The organism is Occallatibacter riparius (assembly GCF_025264625.1).
In the GTDB taxonomy this organism is placed as follows: domain Bacteria; phylum Acidobacteriota; class Terriglobia; order Terriglobales; family Acidobacteriaceae; genus Telmatobacter; species Telmatobacter riparius.
In genome coordinates this window covers 4,479,924-4,497,610 of sequence record NZ_CP093313.1, presented here as the reverse complement: position 1 = coordinate 4,497,610, position 17,687 = coordinate 4,479,924, and the positions used below count along the sequence as shown (strand labels likewise).

Below are 17,687 nucleotides of genomic sequence, written 5' to 3'. Positions count from 1 at the left end.
TTAGCTAAACTACTAAATATAAGCAACTTAGCTATCTACAAAATCTCATAGGCCAAAATTGGGCGCAAGACTCGCGAAGTTACTCGAAAGTAAACAGAGCGACGCAGACCTGATGAGCCTCCCGGCGGAGCCTTCCGCGTCTGAGGCCAGAAATTGCGCAGCCTACGTCGGCCCGATACCGTTCAGCCATTCCTGCACCAATCCAGCTACGCGCCCGGGCTGCTCGTACGCCGCAAAATGCCCCGCATCCGCAATCACGTGCGACGCGCATCCGCCCGGCGCCAACCCGAACGCCGCCATGTCCGCCGCGCTCACCGCGCCGTCTTCCCCACCAGCAATCGACAGCACCGGCACCGTGATCGTCTTCACCGTAGTCAGCGAATCAGGCCGAGTAGCCAGACCAGCCTGAACAGCGACCACTCCTTCCGTCGACAAGGTCATACGCGCGCGAACTTCATTCACCAGCTCCGGCCGCCGTCTCCGGGCCGACGCGCCCAGCAGCGAATTCGCTCCGCTGTTAAAGAATCCGCTCACACCCTCAGCCCGAACCCTGGCGATGTTATCGGCGCGCTTCTGCAGAGCCGGTTCACCGTCGGCCTGCGGCTTGGAGCAGATGAAAGCCAGCCCACGCATACGCTGCGGAGCCTGCCGCCAGAGCTCCATCAGGACGTAACCGCCAATCGAGCAGCCGGCGAAGATTGCAGTCTGGATCGAGAGGTGGTCGAGGAGAGACAGAACGTCGCGGGCAAGCTGGCTCATGGTCAGAACCGGCGCATCCGGCACGCGGCTGAATCCGCCAATCGGCAGGTCCGCTCCCAGTTCCGAAGCTCCATGCCCGCGGAAGTCCGGTAAAATCGCCCGAACGCCTCGCAGTTCCGCGATCATCGGCCGCCAGTAATCGTGATCCAAAGGCGTCGGATGCAGAAAGACCACGGGCGTGCCGTGGCCTTCGTCGACATAATTCAGCGCCGCTCCGTCGGAGCGGTACGTCTGGCTCATAGGTTGGCCGGCGGCTGCGCGCCAGGCATTGGCATCGGCTCCTCGGGAATCCCGATCCATCCGGCGAGGTAAGCCACGCCGACGAATCCGCCGGAGAATATGAACCCGATCACCGTAAGGATGCGAATCAGCCCCACGTCCCAGCCGTTCGACCGAGCCAGCGCCAGACAAACTCCGGCCACCTGCCGGCCCACAATCGGGCGCATCAGCGGCCGTCCCGGCATGGGCGGCGAAACCAGCACCGTCGTGCCGCAGTTGGAGCAGAACCGTGCGGTTGCCGGCAAACCCGTTCCACATCGATGACAAAAGACAGCCATTTGGTCGGACCCCCTCGAATCCTCAGCCTTTCATACGGAGCGGGAAGACTTACGGTTCCATTGTGGAGCGGAACGGCGGGCGGCGTCTATGCCCAACCTGAGCGCGGATGGCCAACGGCTGCTTCTCTCACGCCCCCGAGTACGGAGCCTTCAAATACTTCCGCGCCTGGTCTGCCCGCGAGGTCGACGGCCCTGCGTCAATCGCCATCTGGTAGTCGCGCTTCGCGACGTCGCGTTCTCCGTTCAGGTCGCGGCACTGGCCGGCGGCCAGCATCGACCGCACCTTTAGCTCCGGCCCCACATTCTGCGTATAGCCGGCCTGCTCGTAGGCCTCGGCTGCCTCCTTGAAGTGCCGCTGACCCCGGAGAGCATCGCCTAGACCGAAGTATGCAAGCTCCAGCCGGGCCGAGGCGTAGTAGCCGGGCCTTTCAGCGCTGGCGACCACCTTCCGGTACGCATCGACGGCGACCATGCCTTCCCCGGCGTCCTTGCGCAGGTTCGCTTCCTCGAGCGCGAACAGATAATTCCGCGGATACTGCGCCTCGAGCGTCCTTACAACTTCGATGGCCTCCCTGTACTTCGCTTCGCGACGGAGGAAAAGCGTGATCACCGTGCGCGCCTCCACAGAGCTGGCAATGCCCCGCTCACCAGCATCATGCAGCATCGCCATTCCCGTTTTCTTTGAGCCACTTATACCGGCAAACCCAATGAAAAACTTGAATGGCAGAGGCAGCGCCCCGACCACGTACTCGTAGACCCCAGTGACCAAATTCGCGTCCACATAGTCGGGATCGATCTGCAGAGCCTTCTGGGCGTCGTCCTTGGCCTTGTTCGCCAGCCGGAATCCCGATGCGAAGCCGCGCTCGACCATCGCAACATAGGTGCACCGCAAGGCGCGCGCCCAGCCTCGCGCATACAAAGCATCTACGTCTCGTGGATTGTGCGAGATGCGCTCGTCAGCTTCATGTACCGCTTCATCCGCCAGCGCGAAGATCTTGTCGCGTGTCGTAGGGTCTTCCCGGGTGGCGTGATGGCCGGTCAAAAAGCCGTCGTTGGCATAGAAGGTGGTATCGAGCAGGTCCTGCCGATAGAGCTCCTGGAAGATCTCGGCGTCAAGCAGCAACGCGGTCGCCTGAGGATCGTTTGGATGGGCCTGGTGCACCCGCTGAAAACGTTCGATCGCGGCGGGATAATCCATGTCGTAGAAGTGCTGGAAAGCCTCCCGCACCAGCGGATCGCGGTTCAACGCATTGGTGTGGACCTCGGCATGGCTGACGGCTACACCTGCCATAAAAAGGACGATCAGCCACGCGATCCGCGATGTCTTCAAGTTGAGGCTCCTGGCAGCGAGTCTCCTCTCCACGAGACGGGCAAATGAGGCGGCTCTGACTTGATTCTAGGCCATTTCAGGTACTCGGATGGCGCAGCGGACGCGCGGCTCGAAACAGCGGAAGCCATCTTTTTCAGGCGACGAGATTCGATCTCAACTACGATGGAAGTATGGCCCTCGACCTGCATAACTCCGCGTCTAAAGCAGCCAGCCGCCCAAGCTCCGAACCCAGAGAATCGGCCCGCCAACGCCTGATTGTTGCGCTTGATGTGCCGGATGCTCGCGCTGCTTCCGTGCTCGTCGACCGGCTGGACGACACGTGCACCTGGTTCAAGGTGGGGCTGGAACTCTTCGTTGCAGCCGGCCCGGCTGTGCTGGAGCCGATCCTCCGCCGGGGCTACTCAGTGTTCCTGGACCTCAAGCTGCACGATATTCCCAATACGGTGGCAGCCGCGGTGCGCTCTGCCGCGAGCCTGGGCGCGAAGATGCTGACCGTCCACGCCGGCGGCGGTCCGGTAATGTTGACGGCTGCACAGGAGGCCGCTTCAGCCTTCACGAACGGACCGCAGCTGCTGGCGGTGACGGTACTTACGAGCATGGACGAGATGCAGCTGAAAGCAGTTGGGGCGGAACGTTCGCCGGCCGAGCAGGTCGCCTTGCTTGCACGCATGGGGATGGACAGCGGAATCTGCGGATTCGTCTGTTCGCCGCAGGAGGTGGGCGCGTTGCGATCGATGACGGGCCCCGAGGGCACTTTGGTGATTCCCGGGATTCGCCCAGCCGGCGGTGCGGTTGGTGATCAGAAGCGCATAGCCACACCTGCCGATGCCCTGCGCAGCGGCGCCAGCTACCTTGTGGTGGGACGGCCGATCACGCAGGCGCCTGACCCGGCTGCGGCGGCCGAGGCGATTCTGGCGGAGATGGCCGCGGTTCTCTAGTGCAGCTTGGCTTCGGCCCAGAATTCTTCGATAGCGAAACAGGCTCGAGATTTCGTTTCTTGCATGGACGTGATGCAAATCACATCCGCGCCGCGCGGATCGTCCTAGACTCCCTTCATCTCGTTTCCCGGGAGGGCCGACCCCATGAATTCCGATACCCCGAACCTTTCCTTCTCCCTCATGCAGAAGTTTCACGCCTTCTATGAGCTGTTCACCGAATTCAGCCACGACGCGGCTGAGATGCAGCAGAACCTTCCGGTGCAGGACGAGGCTTCTCGCGCCATGCTCAGTTCTCTCTCGCGGATCAGTGCCTTCAGTGACCAGATGAACATGGTGGTGAGCCTGATGCGAGAAGACGTGCGGGTGCTGGATGAGCTGACGACGGACCAGGTAACAGACTCGTGGAGCGAACAGCTCGACCGCTATTTCTACGAATGGCTTCGCGCCTCAAAGAACGCGACCCCGAACGTGAACTAATCGGCTGGTCCATTCTTAACGGCGATTTTTGAAGCCGCCGCGATCTCCTCGCGGGTTCCAGGATGCCGCATTCTGGCGGGACTGCCATTTACCTGGCCGATGCTGTCGGAATTGACAGGCTGAAGATTGCTCGCCGGCAATTAAGAAGGAACAAACAAAAGCGCCGCCCGAGGGCGGCGCTTGAGAAGGGACTGTTCAGAGGCCTACAACGTCGATTCGATCTCGAAGCCCCAAGCTTCCAGGAGTGCTTCTGGAATGTACTTGGAGTTCTTGTTACGACGAGCCCACTCGCGAAGACGGGTGGACCGGATGTACTGGTCCGGGGTGAGCTTGAACTCCTTCACAATCTGTTCGAAGGAGGTCACTGTGGGCACAACGGGCCCGATGGGCTCCGGCTTGCCCCAATTCGGATTTCCACGACGCTTTGCCATTTGGTGTCCTTATTCAGAGGGGTGAATTCAATTTTTGCTGCCTCGGACGCCTTTCGCCTGGGGATGGCTGGTCCGGTCCTGAGGGTCGGTCACTAGAATCTTAGTTTACGGATTTTTCATGCAGAAATCAATAGGCGAACCGTGTAAAACTGAGGCGAATTGATCAAAGCTCGCGAGATTCTGAATCGCCCTTTTTATTGAAAATCATATATTTAGCGTACGCAAGGGGTATTGCCTGTCTAAACATGGACTTGCGCGGTCTGGAAAGGCCGAACCCTCTCGTGGCAGCATGGGTTCATGGCTAAAATCTGGCGGATTGCTGCGGCGATTGCGCTGTGCTGCGGCCTGCTAACGGCGCAGTCTTATGCGGTGGAACTGAAGATCACTCGAGACGCGCTGGAGCGGACCTTGAAGCAGCAGTTGTTCAGCGCGGCGGACGGGCGCTACTACCTCAAGGGGTCGGCCACGACGTCGTGCTACGTGTACGCAGAGGATCCCAAGGTGACGTTCGCCGGCGATCGAATTCTGGTGCGGGTGAAGACTCACGCGAAGCTCGGGACGTCTCTGCGCGGTGCCTGCCTGGGAATCTCGCTGGCCCCGACATCGGAGGTGAGCGTGGCGCCCGATGGTGAGGGCGAGACGCTGGGCTTCAAGGATGCGAGGCTGGAGCGGGTGAGCGATCAGCGGGAGCTGAACTTCGTGCGCCCGTTTCTGAGCCATACGGTGCCGACGAGCATGAAGGTGAATGCTGCCGATCTGCTGCGGAAGGCGCTGGCGGACTCGACTGCGACCTCGGGCTACAAGGTATCGCTGGAACGGCTGAAGATCCACTCCATTCTGATTGAAGGAGACGATGTGGTGGTGGATGTGGATGGCGGGATCAGCGTGAAATAGAGGGGATGTCTGAGTGAAATGGATGCCCGTTTCTGCATGTTTACTAACAAGTACAATGACGCATAAGATGTTGTAACGAGTTGTTTTGGTGCTATGAGATTATGTATATCAATATTCGTTTTATATTGTGCAGGTTAGGTCGATTTTCGGCGAATGGATGGAGAAGTAAAAACAGGGGGAGGGGTAGCTAATTTTCTAGTAAACCCAGTACCTCACTAGTTACTCCCACAATTTCTTCGTTTTTGGGCGTTCAGGCGTCTTATTCGTCGGTGCGCGCATGATCATTTCAAAGCCCCGTAACCGGTAGACACACAAATCCCAACACTCTCATGATGGGGTCGCGTAGCTTCCGTGGAAGTGATGGCCGTCACTGTCGTCATGGCGAGGCGTGCGGGTGGAGGGATTTCGACGCGGCCCTTATGGGACGCGCGGGTTTTAATCCTCCCATCTGATCGGAAGAATCGGACGTCCCTTACGGGACTTGAGGGTCGATTGTGGGGCTGGCCCCGGGACTCCCGTCCCTGGCTATTTTCGCGCCTCCCTCCGGGAGGGGGGCTCCTCGGCCTCCTTCGAAGCTAGCCAAGCTCTGACCCGACGCCATTCGCTGCCATTTTTCATGCCCCGTTGTGAGCCTGAGGATCATGAGCGCCTCTTATCGGGCTCCTTCGAAAATAGCCGTTCTCCGTCCCGACGAGTTCGGCTCGTGTTTCAATGCCCTCATGTGATCCGGAGGAATCGGCCGTCCTTGCGGGACGCGCGCGGGGAGTGTGGCGCTGAAACCCCGGCCAGGTCCTCGCGCTGCTCGGACCATGGCCGGGGCTATTCTCGTGCTGCCCCTTCCGGGGCGCCTGTGACGGCGTGGCTCCGGTGTCGCCGAGTTTTCCTGTCGTGGGTGACGGCCCCCTACAGTGGAGCAAGGGCCCTTCGTCAGGGCAGGAGTTCGCGTATTTCCAACCATTCGTCCAATTCGGGATCACTTGTGAGCTGCCCACAATCTTGAAGCACCTTGGCGACATTGAGACGGTGCTTGATTCGCCGGAGCAGCCGTAAATCATCAGCTATCAGTTGCGTCCCTTTGGAATCGGAGGAGACCTTTCCTCTTGTTAGAGTCGCCCCGAACCGCGCTGCCTTTTCCCTTGCCGGTTGGACCGAGAGGGGTAGCCCCTCACTGATCCAGCGGAGAATAATCTCCTTGTCCAAAACCAAATGGCCTGAGCGTGATCCCATCTTGCAGATGAACCACGATCTCAGGTTCATGGCCCACAAGAGCGCATTTTCATGCTCAACACCGCTGCAGTTCCGGGCTTCCAACTCAGCAGCCCGAACGGCAACTTCACCCCAGTCCAGGCTCTCTCGATCCTTGGCGAGAGGTGCCGCGTAGTGGAAGATCACCTGCATACTTAGGCGCGACGTAAGCTGGGGGTCGTCCTCGAAACGACGCAGATATGCACTCCACGCCTCAGGCCCTTTGTCTTTCAGGGCATTCATTATGCTCTGTTGGTCAATCTCCATGGATAACCCAAGATTAGCGCAATTGTCTCATCGGCTCCGAGCCATATTGATGGCGCTTTGCTCTGCTCGAGACGATGTAGATTTTGAGGAGCTACGTGCTTTCCAATCGACATGCAAGTTGCTGCGAGACGATCAAGGCGGCCTCGGTTTATCAGTGAGTTTGCTGGCAGGAGAAGCAGCGGTCTGGTAAGCTGGAAAACGTTTACCCACGTAGGCTAAGTTGCTTCATTAGAATCTCTGGACAGCAGCGAAAGAGGACGAGAACGATGGCGATTGTTGCGGGTGTCGACTTTGGAACACTGAGCGTGCGGGTGTCGATTGTGGACAGCGAGCGGGGGCGGCTGGGATCGGCAGTGGAGGAGTATCCCCTGCACCGGAAACGGGAAGATCCGGACTTCGCAACACAGGCGCACGAAGACCACATGCGCGCGCTGGCCAGCGCAACGCGCAAGGCTGTCGCGGCTGCCGCGCTTAAGGGCGAGCAGGTAGAGGCGATCGCGCTGGACACGACGGGCTCGAGCGTCATCCCCGTCGACGCGCAGATGCAGCCACTGAACGAGTACTACCTGTGGTGCGATCACCGCGCGAAGAAGGAAGCGCAGGAGATCACGAAGCTGGCCCATGCGGAGGGGCTGGAGGCGATTGAGTGGTGCGGCGGCGTGTATTCGCACGAGTGGGGATTTGCGAAGCTGCTGCACTGGCTGAGGAACAACGAGGAGAAGCGGGGGCAGTTTGCCTCGGCGTTCGAGCATTGCGACATGGTGGCCGCGACGCTGTGCGACATCACCGATCCCAAGAAGGTGAAGCGCAGCGTGTGCGCGATGGGCCATAAATGGATGTGGAATCCCAAGTGGGATGGGCTGCCGCCGCAGGAGTTCCTGTCGAAGCTTGATCCACTGCTGGATGGCGTGCGCGAGAAGCTGAACGGTGAGTACTCGACCAGCGACGCGATTGCCGGGCACTTGAGCGCGCACTGGGCGGAGCAGCTGGGGCTGCGCGAGGGGATTCCGGTGCCGGTGGGCGCTTTCGATGCGCACTGGGACGCGCTGGGGGCGGGTTGCCGCGAGGGCGATGTGGTGAACGTGGTGGGCACCTCCACCTGCATTATCGCGATGGCGAAGAAGGCGGAGCTGGTGCCGGGCGTCTGCGGCGTGGTACCGGGCAGCGTGCATCCGCAGTACACGGGCATTGAGGCGGGGCTGAGCGCGACGGGCGATATCTTTGAGGCGATTGCACGGCGCGCCGGGGTGAAGGTTTCGGAACTGGCCAAAGGGCTGGAGAACTATCGCGCGGGTCAGACCGGCCTGCTACGGCTGAGCTGGGACAACGGTGACCGCACGGTGCTGGTGAATCCCGAACTGGGCGGCGTGACTCTGGGCTGGAACCTTATCCATACCGCTCAGGATGAACTGTTCGCAGCGATCGAGGGCACGGCGTTTCATACGCGCATCATTCTGGAGCGAATGGCGGAACACGGTGTACGCGTGGATCGCGTGATCAACGGGGGCGGCATTCCGCAGAACAACCCGGTGCTGAACCAGGTATATGCCAACGTGCTGGGCAAGCCGGTGCTGGTGCCGTCGGGCGTTCCGACGAGCCTGGGCTCGGGCATCTTCGCGATGGTGGCGGCGGGCGTGTTCAAGACCGTGGAGGAAGCGCAGGATGCGCTATGCCTGGATCACACGACGATTGAGCCCGATCCAAAGCAGGCCGCGGTCTACGAGCAGCTCTATCCGCTGTATCGGAGGGTCTATTTCGCACTGGGATCGCGCAGTGCGGAGCCGGTCGCACTGGGAGATGTGCTGCCGGAGATCCGGAGGATTGCGGCAGAGGTACAGGGGAGCTAAAGGAAGCTTCTCGAGAACCGCGTCAGGGATTTGCCGCTTCGGGCGCCCGGAGAATGCGGGCGATCTCTCCATGACCGGCCTTCCGGGCGATTTCATTCAGCGTCTCGCCTTCGGGCGACCGCACGGTCACGTCAGCGCCGCGCTCAATGAGCAGGCGCGCGATCTGTTCGCGCCCGCGCGACACCGCATAGGCCAGCGGAGTGTGCCATGGCTGAGCGTCCCAGGGAAACAGACCATAGTCGCGGAATGTGCGGTTGAGGCAGGCAGGATCTTCGTCGAGGATGGGCGCGATGCGATCGGCGAGATCGTATTGGATGGATTCGATGATGTCGATGTGGCCCTGAAGGATCATGTTGCGCGCCTCAATTTGGCCGGCGTAGTCGGCCCACCCAGCAGGAGTGCCATGATACTTCTCCTCGCGTGCGCGGACATCCGCGCCATGACGCATCAACACGGGGATGACTCGGAGATTGCCGTTCCACGCGGCGGCGTGGAGTGGGGTGTAGCCGGCGGTTGAGTCAATCGCGGTCTGGGGGTTGTCACGGACATTGACGACCGCGCCATTGCGGAGGAGGGTTTCCACCATTTCGCCGGACCCATGCTCGCTGGCCCGAACGATGAGATTGCCCCAGCGGCAGCCGGGCTTGAGCGCATTGGGATCGAGCCGCAGCAGGCGGGCTACTTCGGCGTCGCGGCCGAGTGCAGCAGCGGCAGGCAGACGAAGCCTGGCGCCCGCCGCGGTGAGAATCGTGACCATTTCGGAAGCGCCGATGATGGCTGCTCGATCGAGCGGAGTAAACCCGGCTTCGTCGAGAGATTCGATGTTTGCGCCCAGTTCGAGCAGCGTGAGAACCACCTGCGGCTGACGTTTGATGACGGCCAGATGCAGGGGCATGGACTTCATTTTCGTCCCGTGCATGCGCAGCTCGAGATCGCCGGGACGGGTCGCGATGAGGGAGCGAACGGCATCGACGTCGCCCATGGCCACGGCCGAAAAGATGTTGTGCCGCGCGCCGTGTTCCAGGAGGTAGGCAACGGTCTGCGGGTCGGCAGGGATGTCGGGCCACGCGGAGGCCCAGCCGATGACGCCGAGCTCGTGATAGTCGCCCTCGCCCACTGTGTCCGCACCATGCTCGACAAGGAGCCGGATGATGGTTGCGCGGTTCTTCTCCACGGCAAAGTGGAGTGGGTAAGCATTATCGCCTTCGCAGCGAATGTTGGGATTGGCGCCGCGCTCCAGCAGCAGCTTGACTGCTGATTCGCGGTTGCCGAAGACGGCCTGGTGGAGCGCGGTTCTGACGCCCTCGCCGCCGCGCTCGTCAATGAGTTCCGGATGCGCGTCGAGCAGAGCATTCAGCCCGGCAAGATCGCCCTTTCCGGCAGCATTTCGCAACGAAGCGACCATCTCCGCAGTGGTCCCGGCTGCTTCAAGCATCTTGACGTGAGACTGCAAACGCGACCATGACGGGAATCCATGTTCGTTTGCGATTGCGCATTGGGCGTCGGCAAGGGTGAATTGTGACGCGGCAAGTTGTTCGGCGGAGAGATGCTTCCAGCGCGGATGGCTCTCACTAATGCGATGGAGCGCAACGGTGTCGGCTGATTGCAGGTGTTTGAGCAGACCCTTGGCTTGTTTTTTGAGCTGCTCGAGACTGGCACGTGGCGGAAGCTGCCTTGGCATGGAAATCTCCTTTCCGTGTATCGCCTGTGTCCGCAGCGCAGGCAGAAAGAAGATTCGTCTGGTTGTGTGTCTCGAACTGCTGCAGGTGGGCTTTGCCCTCTCCGCGGACCGGATGCGCCCCGTGCGCAGAGTCAACGGTAATTCCTGGCCCGGGGCGGGGTCAACGGGAAACAGGCATAGGCGTGCCGCGCCAGTTCCACAACCGTTGGGTCGTCGTCCGGGGATGTTTCGCAGTCACTTCCGTCGTGGCTGCGTGGCGTATGATTCGACGGGAATTCTGGGAGGAGTTTTCATGCGCAGTCTTTTTTTGCGTGGATGTGTATGGGCCTTGGTTGCTCTCTGGTGGCTCGTTGGAGTTGCAGTTCCGGCATCGAGTCAATCACGTGCCGCCAGTCCGTATGACTCGGTTGATACGCGGATTGGCACGGCGGGCGGCGGCAATACGTTTCCCGGCGCGACGCTGCCGTTCGGCATGGTGCAGTGGAGTCCGGATACGAACCAGGATGCATGGTACAAGTACGACGAGAAGACGATTCTGGGTTTCTCGCTGACGCATATCAGCGGAGCGGGGTGTCCCGTGTATGGCGACTTCGGCGTGCTGCCGGTGACTGGCGAGTTGACGACGAGCCCGGACAAGGATTTGAGAGCCTATGAAGCGGCATTCGATCACGCGAAGGAAGAGACGCATCCGGGCTACTATGCAGTGACGCTGGCGAACGGCGTGCGGGTGGAGCTGACGGTGAGCGATCGCGCGGGCATTGCGCGGTTCACGTTTCCTGAGGGAGTGCCGGCGCGGCTGCTGGTGAATGCGGGATCGAGCTGGGCGCAGATCCCCTCGGGCTCGAAGGATTTCAAGCAAAACGGCATCGCGCTGAATAACGGTAACGAGTTCTCAGGATTCTCGCGGGCGGGACATTTCTGCGGGTCAGACTCGCACTACATCATCTATGCGCTCGGACAGTTCAATAAGCGGTTCACGAAAACGGCTGTATGGAAGGATGAAGAATTGATGCGGACGGCCGACTCGGCTCTGGGAAAGCAAACTGGCGCGTGGCTGGATTTTGGGAACGCGCGCGAAGTGATTCTGAAGGTTGGCGTCTCGTTTGCGAGCAACATGGGCGCGCTCAACAACCTGGATGGCGAGATCCCCGCGTGGGACTTCGACCAAGTGCGAGCTAAGGCAAGGACCACGTGGAGCGAACTGCTCGATCGCTTCGCGGTCGAAGGGGGCACCGACGAGCAACGGAAGATCTATTACACGGGCGTGTATCACTCGTTTCTGTCGCCGAATCTGTTCAGCGATGTGGATGGGCGGTATATCGGTTTCGACAAAAAAGTACGCACGGTCAGCGGGAAGCAGAAGGCGCAGTACGCAAACTTTTCCGACTGGGACATCTATCGCAATACGGTGCAGTTGCAGGCGCTGTTTGAGCCGGAGCGCGAGGGCGACATGATGCAGTCGCTGGTGAACGACGCGGAGCAGGGTGGGCAGCTTCCGCGATGGGAAGCGGCGAACGACGTGACGTACGTGATGGGCGGTGACTCGCCGGCGCCGGTGATTGCATCGTCGTACGCATTCGGAGCACGGGACTTCGACGCGAAGACCGCGCTGAAGTGGATGGTGACGAAGGCGACGCAGCCAAAGGACAACAAGGAGCGGCCGTTCCTTGAGAACTATCTGAAGCTGGGTTACGTGACCAACGACGAGGATGCGCTTTCTGCTTCGCGAACGCTCGAATATGCGAGTGATGACTTTGCGATCTCACGGATGGCTGAGTCGCTGGGCGACAAGGAGACGGCGAACCGCTTCAGAAATCAGTCGCGGAACTGGAAGAACCTGATCGATCCGGAAACGAAGTGGATCAGGCCGCGCAATGCCGATGGGACGTGGCTGGCCGAATTCGATGCGGAGAAATCGACCCCGAAGCGGAAAGACAATGTGAGTTCGTCGGATCAAGCCGGGTTCGAGGAAGGCAATACCTGGCAGTATTCGTTCATGGTGCCGTTCGACTACCCTGCGCTGTTCGATGCGATGGGTGGGAAGGATGCGGCGACGGCTCGGCTGGACAGGTTCTTCACCAAGCTGCGCTGCTGGGGCGAGCCCTGCTACAACATCGAGAACGAGCCTGACTTTGTGGTGCCCTATGCGTATGTGTGGGCGGGCCAGCCGTGGAAGACGCAGAAGGTTGTGACTCGCATCGGGGCCACGGCATTCAAGGCGACTCCGGATGGAATCCCCGGCAACGACGACCTGGGCGCGACGTCAGGCGTGTATGTGTGGGGCGCGCTGGGGATGTATCCGGCGGTGCCGGGCGTTGGCGGAGTTGTGCTGGGAACGCCGATGTTCGCGAAGGCCGCGCTGAAGATGACTGGCGGGCGGACGCTGGAGGTCACGCGGCATGGAGATGGGGTTTATGTGTCGAGCGTGAAGCTGAATGGAGAGCGCGTTGCGAATTACTGGATTCCGATTGCGAAGCTGCATACGGGATTGAACCGGCTGGAGTTTTCGATGCAGGCCACGCCCGATACAAAGCCGGAGATGGCTGCGCCGCCGTCATTTTGATAACAAAGTGAGTCTTTGCTCGATGGTGTGAATCCAGAGATGCATGTGGCAGAGGATTGTGCAGGCGGCAATCCTCTGCTACGATGAAACGAACAGATGGACCGTGCCACCCAAAGCCGCTTCTGTTGTTGTTGCCTGTCGATGCAATTCGACGGGTGTACACGCTAGTCTCTGATCTCCCTGCACATATTGATCAAGACGCACCCGTAGCTTGAGAGCCGGGTAGTTCGTCTTGCCGTACCGGCCTCAGCGCATCCCCAAAGCCAACGAGGTCGAAATGCCGGTTGTCGCAAACGACATTCAGTCAAGCACTCCTATAGTTAGTGATTCTTCGCGCCTGAGCCACCTGCGGCTGCTTGAGGCGGAGAGCATTCATATTCTGCGCGAGGTCGCGTCGGAGTTCGAGCGGCCGGTGATGCTCTACTCCATCGGCAAGGACTCGTCCGTGATGCTGCGGCTGGCGCAGAAGGCGTTCTATCCGGGGCCGATTCCCTTCCCGCTCCTGCACATCGATACGGGATTCAAGTTTCGCGAGATGATCGCGTTCCGCGATGATATGGCGCGGCAGGTGGGTGCGGAATTGCTGGTGTGGCGCAACGAGCCGGCGATTGCCGCGGGGACGAATCCCATTGCGCTGGACACGAAGCGCTGCTGCGGACTGCTGAAGACGCAGGCGCTGCTCGATGGGCTGCGGCATTACAACTTTGACGCTGCATTTGGCGGAGCGCGGCGCGATGAGGAGAAGTCGCGCGCCAAGGAACGCATCTATTCGTTCCGCGACGGAAGCGGGCAGTGGGACCCGAAGAATCAGCGGCCGGAGCTGTGGAACCTCTACAACGCGCGCGTCCATCCGGGCGAGAGCATTCGCGTGTTTCCGCTGTCGAACTGGACCGAGATGGATGTGTGGCAGTACATCCACGAGGAGAAGATTCCGGTGGTGGATTTGTACTTCGCCAAGGAGCGGCCGATGTATGTGCGGCCGCTGAGCGGAGGACAAGAGGCGCTGCTGCCGATTGAGCAGGAGTTCGTGGCGTGGCCCGGTGAGAAGCCGCAGATGGTGAAGTGCCGGCTGCGTTCCCTGGGATGCTCGCCATGCACGGGCGCGATCCGCTCGGATGCGGAGACGATTCCCGACATCATTGCCGAGCTGATTTCGTTCCGCTCGTCGGAGCGGGCGAATCGAGTCATCGATCACGACCAGGAAGGTTCGATGGAGATCAAGAAGCGGGAGGGTTATTTCTAAATGGCTACGGCAGTTATCGAACGCTTCTCTATTGAAGAATTTCTGGAGCTGGAGCGCAACAAGGACCTGCTGCGGTTTTCGACCGCGGGCAGCGTGGATGACGGTAAGTCGACGCTGATCGGGCGCCTGCTCTACGACACGCAGTCGGTGTATGAAGACCAGGTGCGGTCGATTGAAGGCAAGGGCACAACAGCTCCGGGCCAGATCGACTTTGCGCTTCTCACGGACGGCCTTCGCGCCGAGCGCGAGCAGGGCATCACCATCGATGTGGCGTACCGCTACTTCTCGACCGCGAAACGCAAGTTCATCATTGCCGATACGCCGGGGCACGAGCAGTACACGCGCAACATGGCAACGGGCGCATCGACTGCGGATGCTACGGTGGTGCTGATCGACGCGAGCAAGGGCGTGCTGGTGCAATCGCGCCGTCATGCGTATATTGCGTCGCTGCTGCGAGTGCGCCATGCGATTGTCGCCGTGAACAAAATGGATTTGATCGGCTACGACGAGGGTGCTTTCCGCGCGATTGAGAAGGACTTCCGCGCAGTGCTGGCGACGATCGCGGAGAACACCGGGACGGCGGTCGAGGCGGTCTTTGTTCCAGTGAGCGCGCTTGCAGGAGATAACGTCGTTCATCGCACCGATGCGATGCCGTGGTATGAAGGGCCGTCGCTGCTCGAAGTGCTGGAGTCGCTTCCGTCTTCACGCGCAACACAGGACGAGGCATTCCGTTTTCCGGTGCAGCGGGTGGTTCGGCCGAATCATACGTTTCGTGGATTCGCGGGGCAGATTGCTTCGGGTGTGATTCGTGTGGGTGACGCGATCACTGTGCAGCCCTCGGGCCGCAGCGCAAAGGTGCAGCGCATCGTTACGTGGGACGGCGATCTGAAGGAGGCGCATGCGCCTCTTTCGGTGACGCTGGTGCTCGACAGCGAAGTCGATATCAGCCGCGGCGATCTGATTACTGCGGCGGGGCCTTCGGCGCAGGTGAGCCGGGATGTTACGGCGTCGGTTGTGTGGATGGACGCGCGTCCGTTGGAGATCGGGCGGAAGTACCTGATCAAGCACACGAGCCACACGGCGCCCGCGGTCGTCTCGTCGCTTGAGCATCGCACCAATGTGGCGCTGCTGGAGCGCGAATTGGCTACCACGCTGGAGATGAACGACATCGGATCCGTCCGCTTGAGGCTACTGCGGCCGATGGCGCTGGATAGCTATGCGGAGAATCGCGCGACCGGTGCGTTCATTCTGATCGACCCGCAGACCAACGGGACCGTGGCCGCAGGCATGGTGACGGGGATCGCGGCAACCGAGCAGGCCGATGATGCGCCGGATGCGTGGGGCCAAGTAACGGCAGGCGAACGCGAGGCGCGATGGGGACATCGCGGCGGCGTGCTCGAGCTTAGCGGTCCGGCAACACTCATCAATGCGATTGAGCGGTCGTTGTTCACCATTGGGGTGGTGTCCGCGCGCGTGGGCCTCGACGATGACCTCAGGCAGCCGGCACTGCTCGGCACATTGATCGACGTGCAGACGCGTTCGGGGATCCTGACGCTGCTCATCCGCGAAAACGAAGGCGATGAGTTGACCGCGCGCGTGGAGACGGAATCGGTCAGCTTGGATGCGAACGAGCCGATGCACGCTATATCGGCGGTGCACCAACTACTGAATCGTGCAGGGATCTTTGTTTCTGCAGAAGGGGCCAACCTGTAATGAGCGTAGCCGAGATTGCAAATGAAGTAGCCGCGAAGTTGGAGAACGTGCGCAGCGCGCTCGCCCAGGAGATCACCGGCGCTGGAGATGTCTGCCTCACGTGCAGCTTTCAGGCCGAGGATGTGCTGCTGACAAAGCTGGCCATCGCCATCGATCCGGCGATTCCCATACTGTTCCTCGACACCGGCTATCACTTTACGGAGACGTACGAGTATCGCGATCGCATTGCGCGCGAGTGGAACCTGAATCTCGTGAACCTTTTGCCTGCGCAGACGGTCGAGCAGCAGGAGGCACAGTTCGGAATCCTCTATCAATCGGCTCCCGACCAGTGCTGCAAGCTTCGCAAGGTGGAGCCGCTGTTCAAGGCCGTCGCCGAGTATCGGGTCTGGATTACGGGATTGCGCCGCGAGCAGGCGAAGAGCAGGGCGGCACTTGAAGAGCGCGCGCTGTTCACGCTTCCTGGCGGCAAGCAGGTGATAAAACTCGCTCCGCTGACCGAGTGGACGACACGCGACGTCTGGCACGCATGCGAGCAGTTGGGAATTCCGCGGCTGTCTTTGTATGACCGCGGCTATTCGTCGATTGGCTGCGAGCCGTGCACATCGTTGCCGCTGGATCCAAACGATCCGCGGTCGGGACGGTGGGCCGGACGCAAGGTGGAGTGCGGCATCCATATCGAAGCAGGCAAATAGAAGGTCGGCGAGGATCGATTGGAATATCTCATTGGATTTTTGATCGCGCTGTTTATCGCGCTCACCGGCGTCGGCGCCGGAACCATCACGGTGCCGATTCTGGTGCTGTTCCTCGGCGTGCCTGCGCCCATCGCAGTGGGAATCGGTCTGACCTTCTCCGCGGCTGTGAAGTTGATCCTCGTACCGGCGCAGGTGGCGCGCAAGAACGTGGCGTGGCGCACGCTGGGATGGATGCTGCTGGGAGGTGCGCCCGGCGTGCTGATTGGGTCTCTGTTCCTGAAGCACCTTGTCACCGCGGGCTCACAGAATCTTTTGAACGGCCTGCTTGGTGCGATCCTGGTGACCACGGCTAGCTGGCAGCTGCTGTTCTCGTTCCGCCCGATGCATCAGAAGGTGAACACTCCGGACCGCACACGCTGGCTCGCATGGCTCATGCTTCCGGTCGGCGCGGAAGTTGGATTCTCATCCGCCGGCGCGGGCGCTCTGGGCAGCGCTGCGCTGCTGAGCCTTACAGCGCTGGAGCCGGCGCAGGTGGTGGGAACGGACATCGCCTTCGGATTCCTTGTATCGCTGCTGGGAAGCGGAGCGCACTGGTTTGGCCACGGAGCGGACTCGGGCTTGCTGCTGCATCTGATTGCCGGCGGTGCGTTTGGGGCCATTGCCGGAACGATGCTGAGTGCGCGGGTTCCCCGGCGGCCGCTGCGATTGGCCCTTTGGATATGGCTCCTGGTTCTGGGCGGACAATTCCTGTTCAACAGCTATGAGACACACGCGGCAGCGCAGCGCCAGGACTCGAGCAAGGTCAGCGCGGGCCGCCATCCCTAGGGCTCCGGTTCACAGCTGGCGGAAAGACTCCAAAACTCCATAAGGCCTGACAACGGCAATTCCGGTGCTCTCAAGGGCGCCGGAACTTGTTTAGACCGGGATCAATTAGCTCATTCAAACCAATAGAGAAATAATTTTAAAATTCTTGACAGCGTCGCTCTTCGAATCCTATATTTCCCTCGACATCGCGCCACGGTAAACCAGTTCGAATCTCCTTCTCTGTAA

The 17,687-nt window shown here is 60.6% G+C and carries 15 protein-coding genes; 9 read left to right on the top strand and 6 right to left on the bottom strand.

The window, feature by feature from the left end; all coding sequences use genetic code 11:
- Nucleotides 1-162 precede the first annotated feature (162 nt).
- The 3 genes from MOP44_RS18235 to MOP44_RS18225 form a co-directional block, all read right to left on the bottom strand.
- Nucleotides 163-999: an alpha/beta fold hydrolase gene (locus MOP44_RS18235; protein ID WP_260791680.1), complete on the bottom strand. Its 837-nt coding sequence runs from the start codon at nt 997-999 to the stop codon at nt 163-165.
- Complete coding sequence (locus MOP44_RS18230; RefSeq protein WP_260791679.1) at nt 996-1,316, bottom strand: PspC domain-containing protein; 321 nt, start codon at nt 1,314-1,316, stop codon at nt 996-998. The genes MOP44_RS18235 and MOP44_RS18230 overlap by 4 nt, the downstream gene beginning before the upstream one ends.
- Nucleotides 1,317-1,443: 127 nt before the next feature.
- Nucleotides 1,444-2,646: a tetratricopeptide repeat protein gene (locus MOP44_RS18225; RefSeq protein ID WP_260791678.1), complete on the bottom strand. Its 1,203-nt coding sequence runs from the start codon at nt 2,644-2,646 to the stop codon at nt 1,444-1,446.
- Between the two features lie 170 nt (nt 2,647-2,816).
- On the opposite strand from MOP44_RS18225, the gene pyrF reads away from it, so the two are divergent.
- Together pyrF and MOP44_RS18215 are read left to right on the top strand one after the other, a co-directional pair.
- The gene (gene pyrF, locus MOP44_RS18220) at nt 2,817-3,584 is read left to right on the top strand and encodes an orotidine-5'-phosphate decarboxylase (protein ID WP_260791677.1); all 768 of its coding nucleotides are present in this window, start codon (nt 2,817-2,819) and stop codon (nt 3,582-3,584) included.
- A gap of 144 nt (nt 3,585-3,728) precedes the next feature.
- Entirely contained in the window at nt 3,729-4,061 is a 333-nt protein-coding gene (locus MOP44_RS18215; protein ID WP_260791676.1) for a hypothetical protein, read from the top strand.
- Between the two features lie 203 nt (nt 4,062-4,264).
- On the opposite strand, the gene MOP44_RS18210 is transcribed toward MOP44_RS18215, so the two are convergent.
- Nucleotides 4,265-4,492, bottom strand: coding sequence for a hypothetical protein (locus MOP44_RS18210; RefSeq protein ID WP_026447189.1), 228 nt, complete (start codon nt 4,490-4,492; stop codon nt 4,265-4,267).
- A 297-nt stretch (nt 4,493-4,789) separates the two neighbouring features.
- On the opposite strand from MOP44_RS18210, the gene MOP44_RS18205 reads away from it, so the two are divergent.
- Nucleotides 4,790-5,386 (top strand): hypothetical protein, encoded by a 597-nt coding sequence (locus tag MOP44_RS18205; protein WP_260791675.1) that lies wholly within the window; start codon nt 4,790-4,792, stop codon nt 5,384-5,386.
- A gap of 927 nt (nt 5,387-6,313) precedes the next feature.
- Here the strand turns inward: MOP44_RS18205 and MOP44_RS18200 are convergent.
- Nucleotides 6,314-6,898 carry a hypothetical protein gene (locus MOP44_RS18200; RefSeq protein ID WP_260791674.1) on the bottom strand — a complete coding sequence of 195 codons (585 nt, stop codon included), beginning with the start codon at nt 6,896-6,898 and terminating at the stop codon, nt 6,314-6,316.
- Nucleotides 6,899-7,164: 266 nt separating this feature from the next.
- On the opposite strand from MOP44_RS18200, the gene MOP44_RS18195 reads away from it, so the two are divergent.
- Nucleotides 7,165-8,745, top strand: coding sequence for a ribulokinase (locus MOP44_RS18195; protein ID WP_260791673.1), 1,581 nt, complete (start codon nt 7,165-7,167; stop codon nt 8,743-8,745).
- Nucleotides 8,746-8,767: 22 nt separating this feature from the next.
- Here MOP44_RS18195 and MOP44_RS18190 read toward each other — a convergent pair whose 3' ends face one another.
- The gene (locus MOP44_RS18190; RefSeq protein ID WP_260791672.1) at nt 8,768-10,426 is read right to left on the bottom strand and encodes an ankyrin repeat domain-containing protein; all 1,659 of its coding nucleotides are present in this window, start codon (nt 10,424-10,426) and stop codon (nt 8,768-8,770) included.
- Between the two features lie 292 nt (nt 10,427-10,718).
- Between MOP44_RS18190 and MOP44_RS18185 the strand changes: the two genes are divergently transcribed.
- From MOP44_RS18185 to MOP44_RS18165, 5 genes are all read left to right on the top strand, one after another.
- The gene (locus MOP44_RS18185) at nt 10,719-12,989 is read left to right on the top strand and encodes a GH92 family glycosyl hydrolase (RefSeq protein WP_260791671.1); all 2,271 of its coding nucleotides are present in this window, start codon (nt 10,719-10,721) and stop codon (nt 12,987-12,989) included.
- A gap of 277 nt (nt 12,990-13,266) precedes the next feature.
- Complete coding sequence (gene cysD / locus MOP44_RS18180) at nt 13,267-14,232, top strand: sulfate adenylyltransferase subunit CysD (RefSeq protein ID WP_260791670.1); 966 nt, start codon at nt 13,267-13,269, stop codon at nt 14,230-14,232.
- Nucleotides 14,233-15,945 (top strand): sulfate adenylyltransferase subunit CysN, encoded by a 1,713-nt coding sequence (cysN, locus tag MOP44_RS18175; protein WP_260791669.1) that lies wholly within the window; start codon nt 14,233-14,235, stop codon nt 15,943-15,945.
- Nucleotides 15,945-16,637: a phosphoadenylyl-sulfate reductase gene (locus MOP44_RS18170; RefSeq protein ID WP_260791668.1), complete on the top strand. Its 693-nt coding sequence runs from the start codon at nt 15,945-15,947 to the stop codon at nt 16,635-16,637. Before cysN ends, MOP44_RS18170 begins: the two co-directional genes overlap by 1 nt.
- 18 nt (nt 16,638-16,655) lie before the next feature.
- Nucleotides 16,656-17,462 carry a sulfite exporter TauE/SafE family protein gene (locus MOP44_RS18165; protein WP_260791667.1) on the top strand — a complete coding sequence of 269 codons (807 nt, stop codon included), beginning with the start codon at nt 16,656-16,658 and terminating at the stop codon, nt 17,460-17,462.
- Nucleotides 17,463-17,687: the final 225 nt, after the last annotated feature.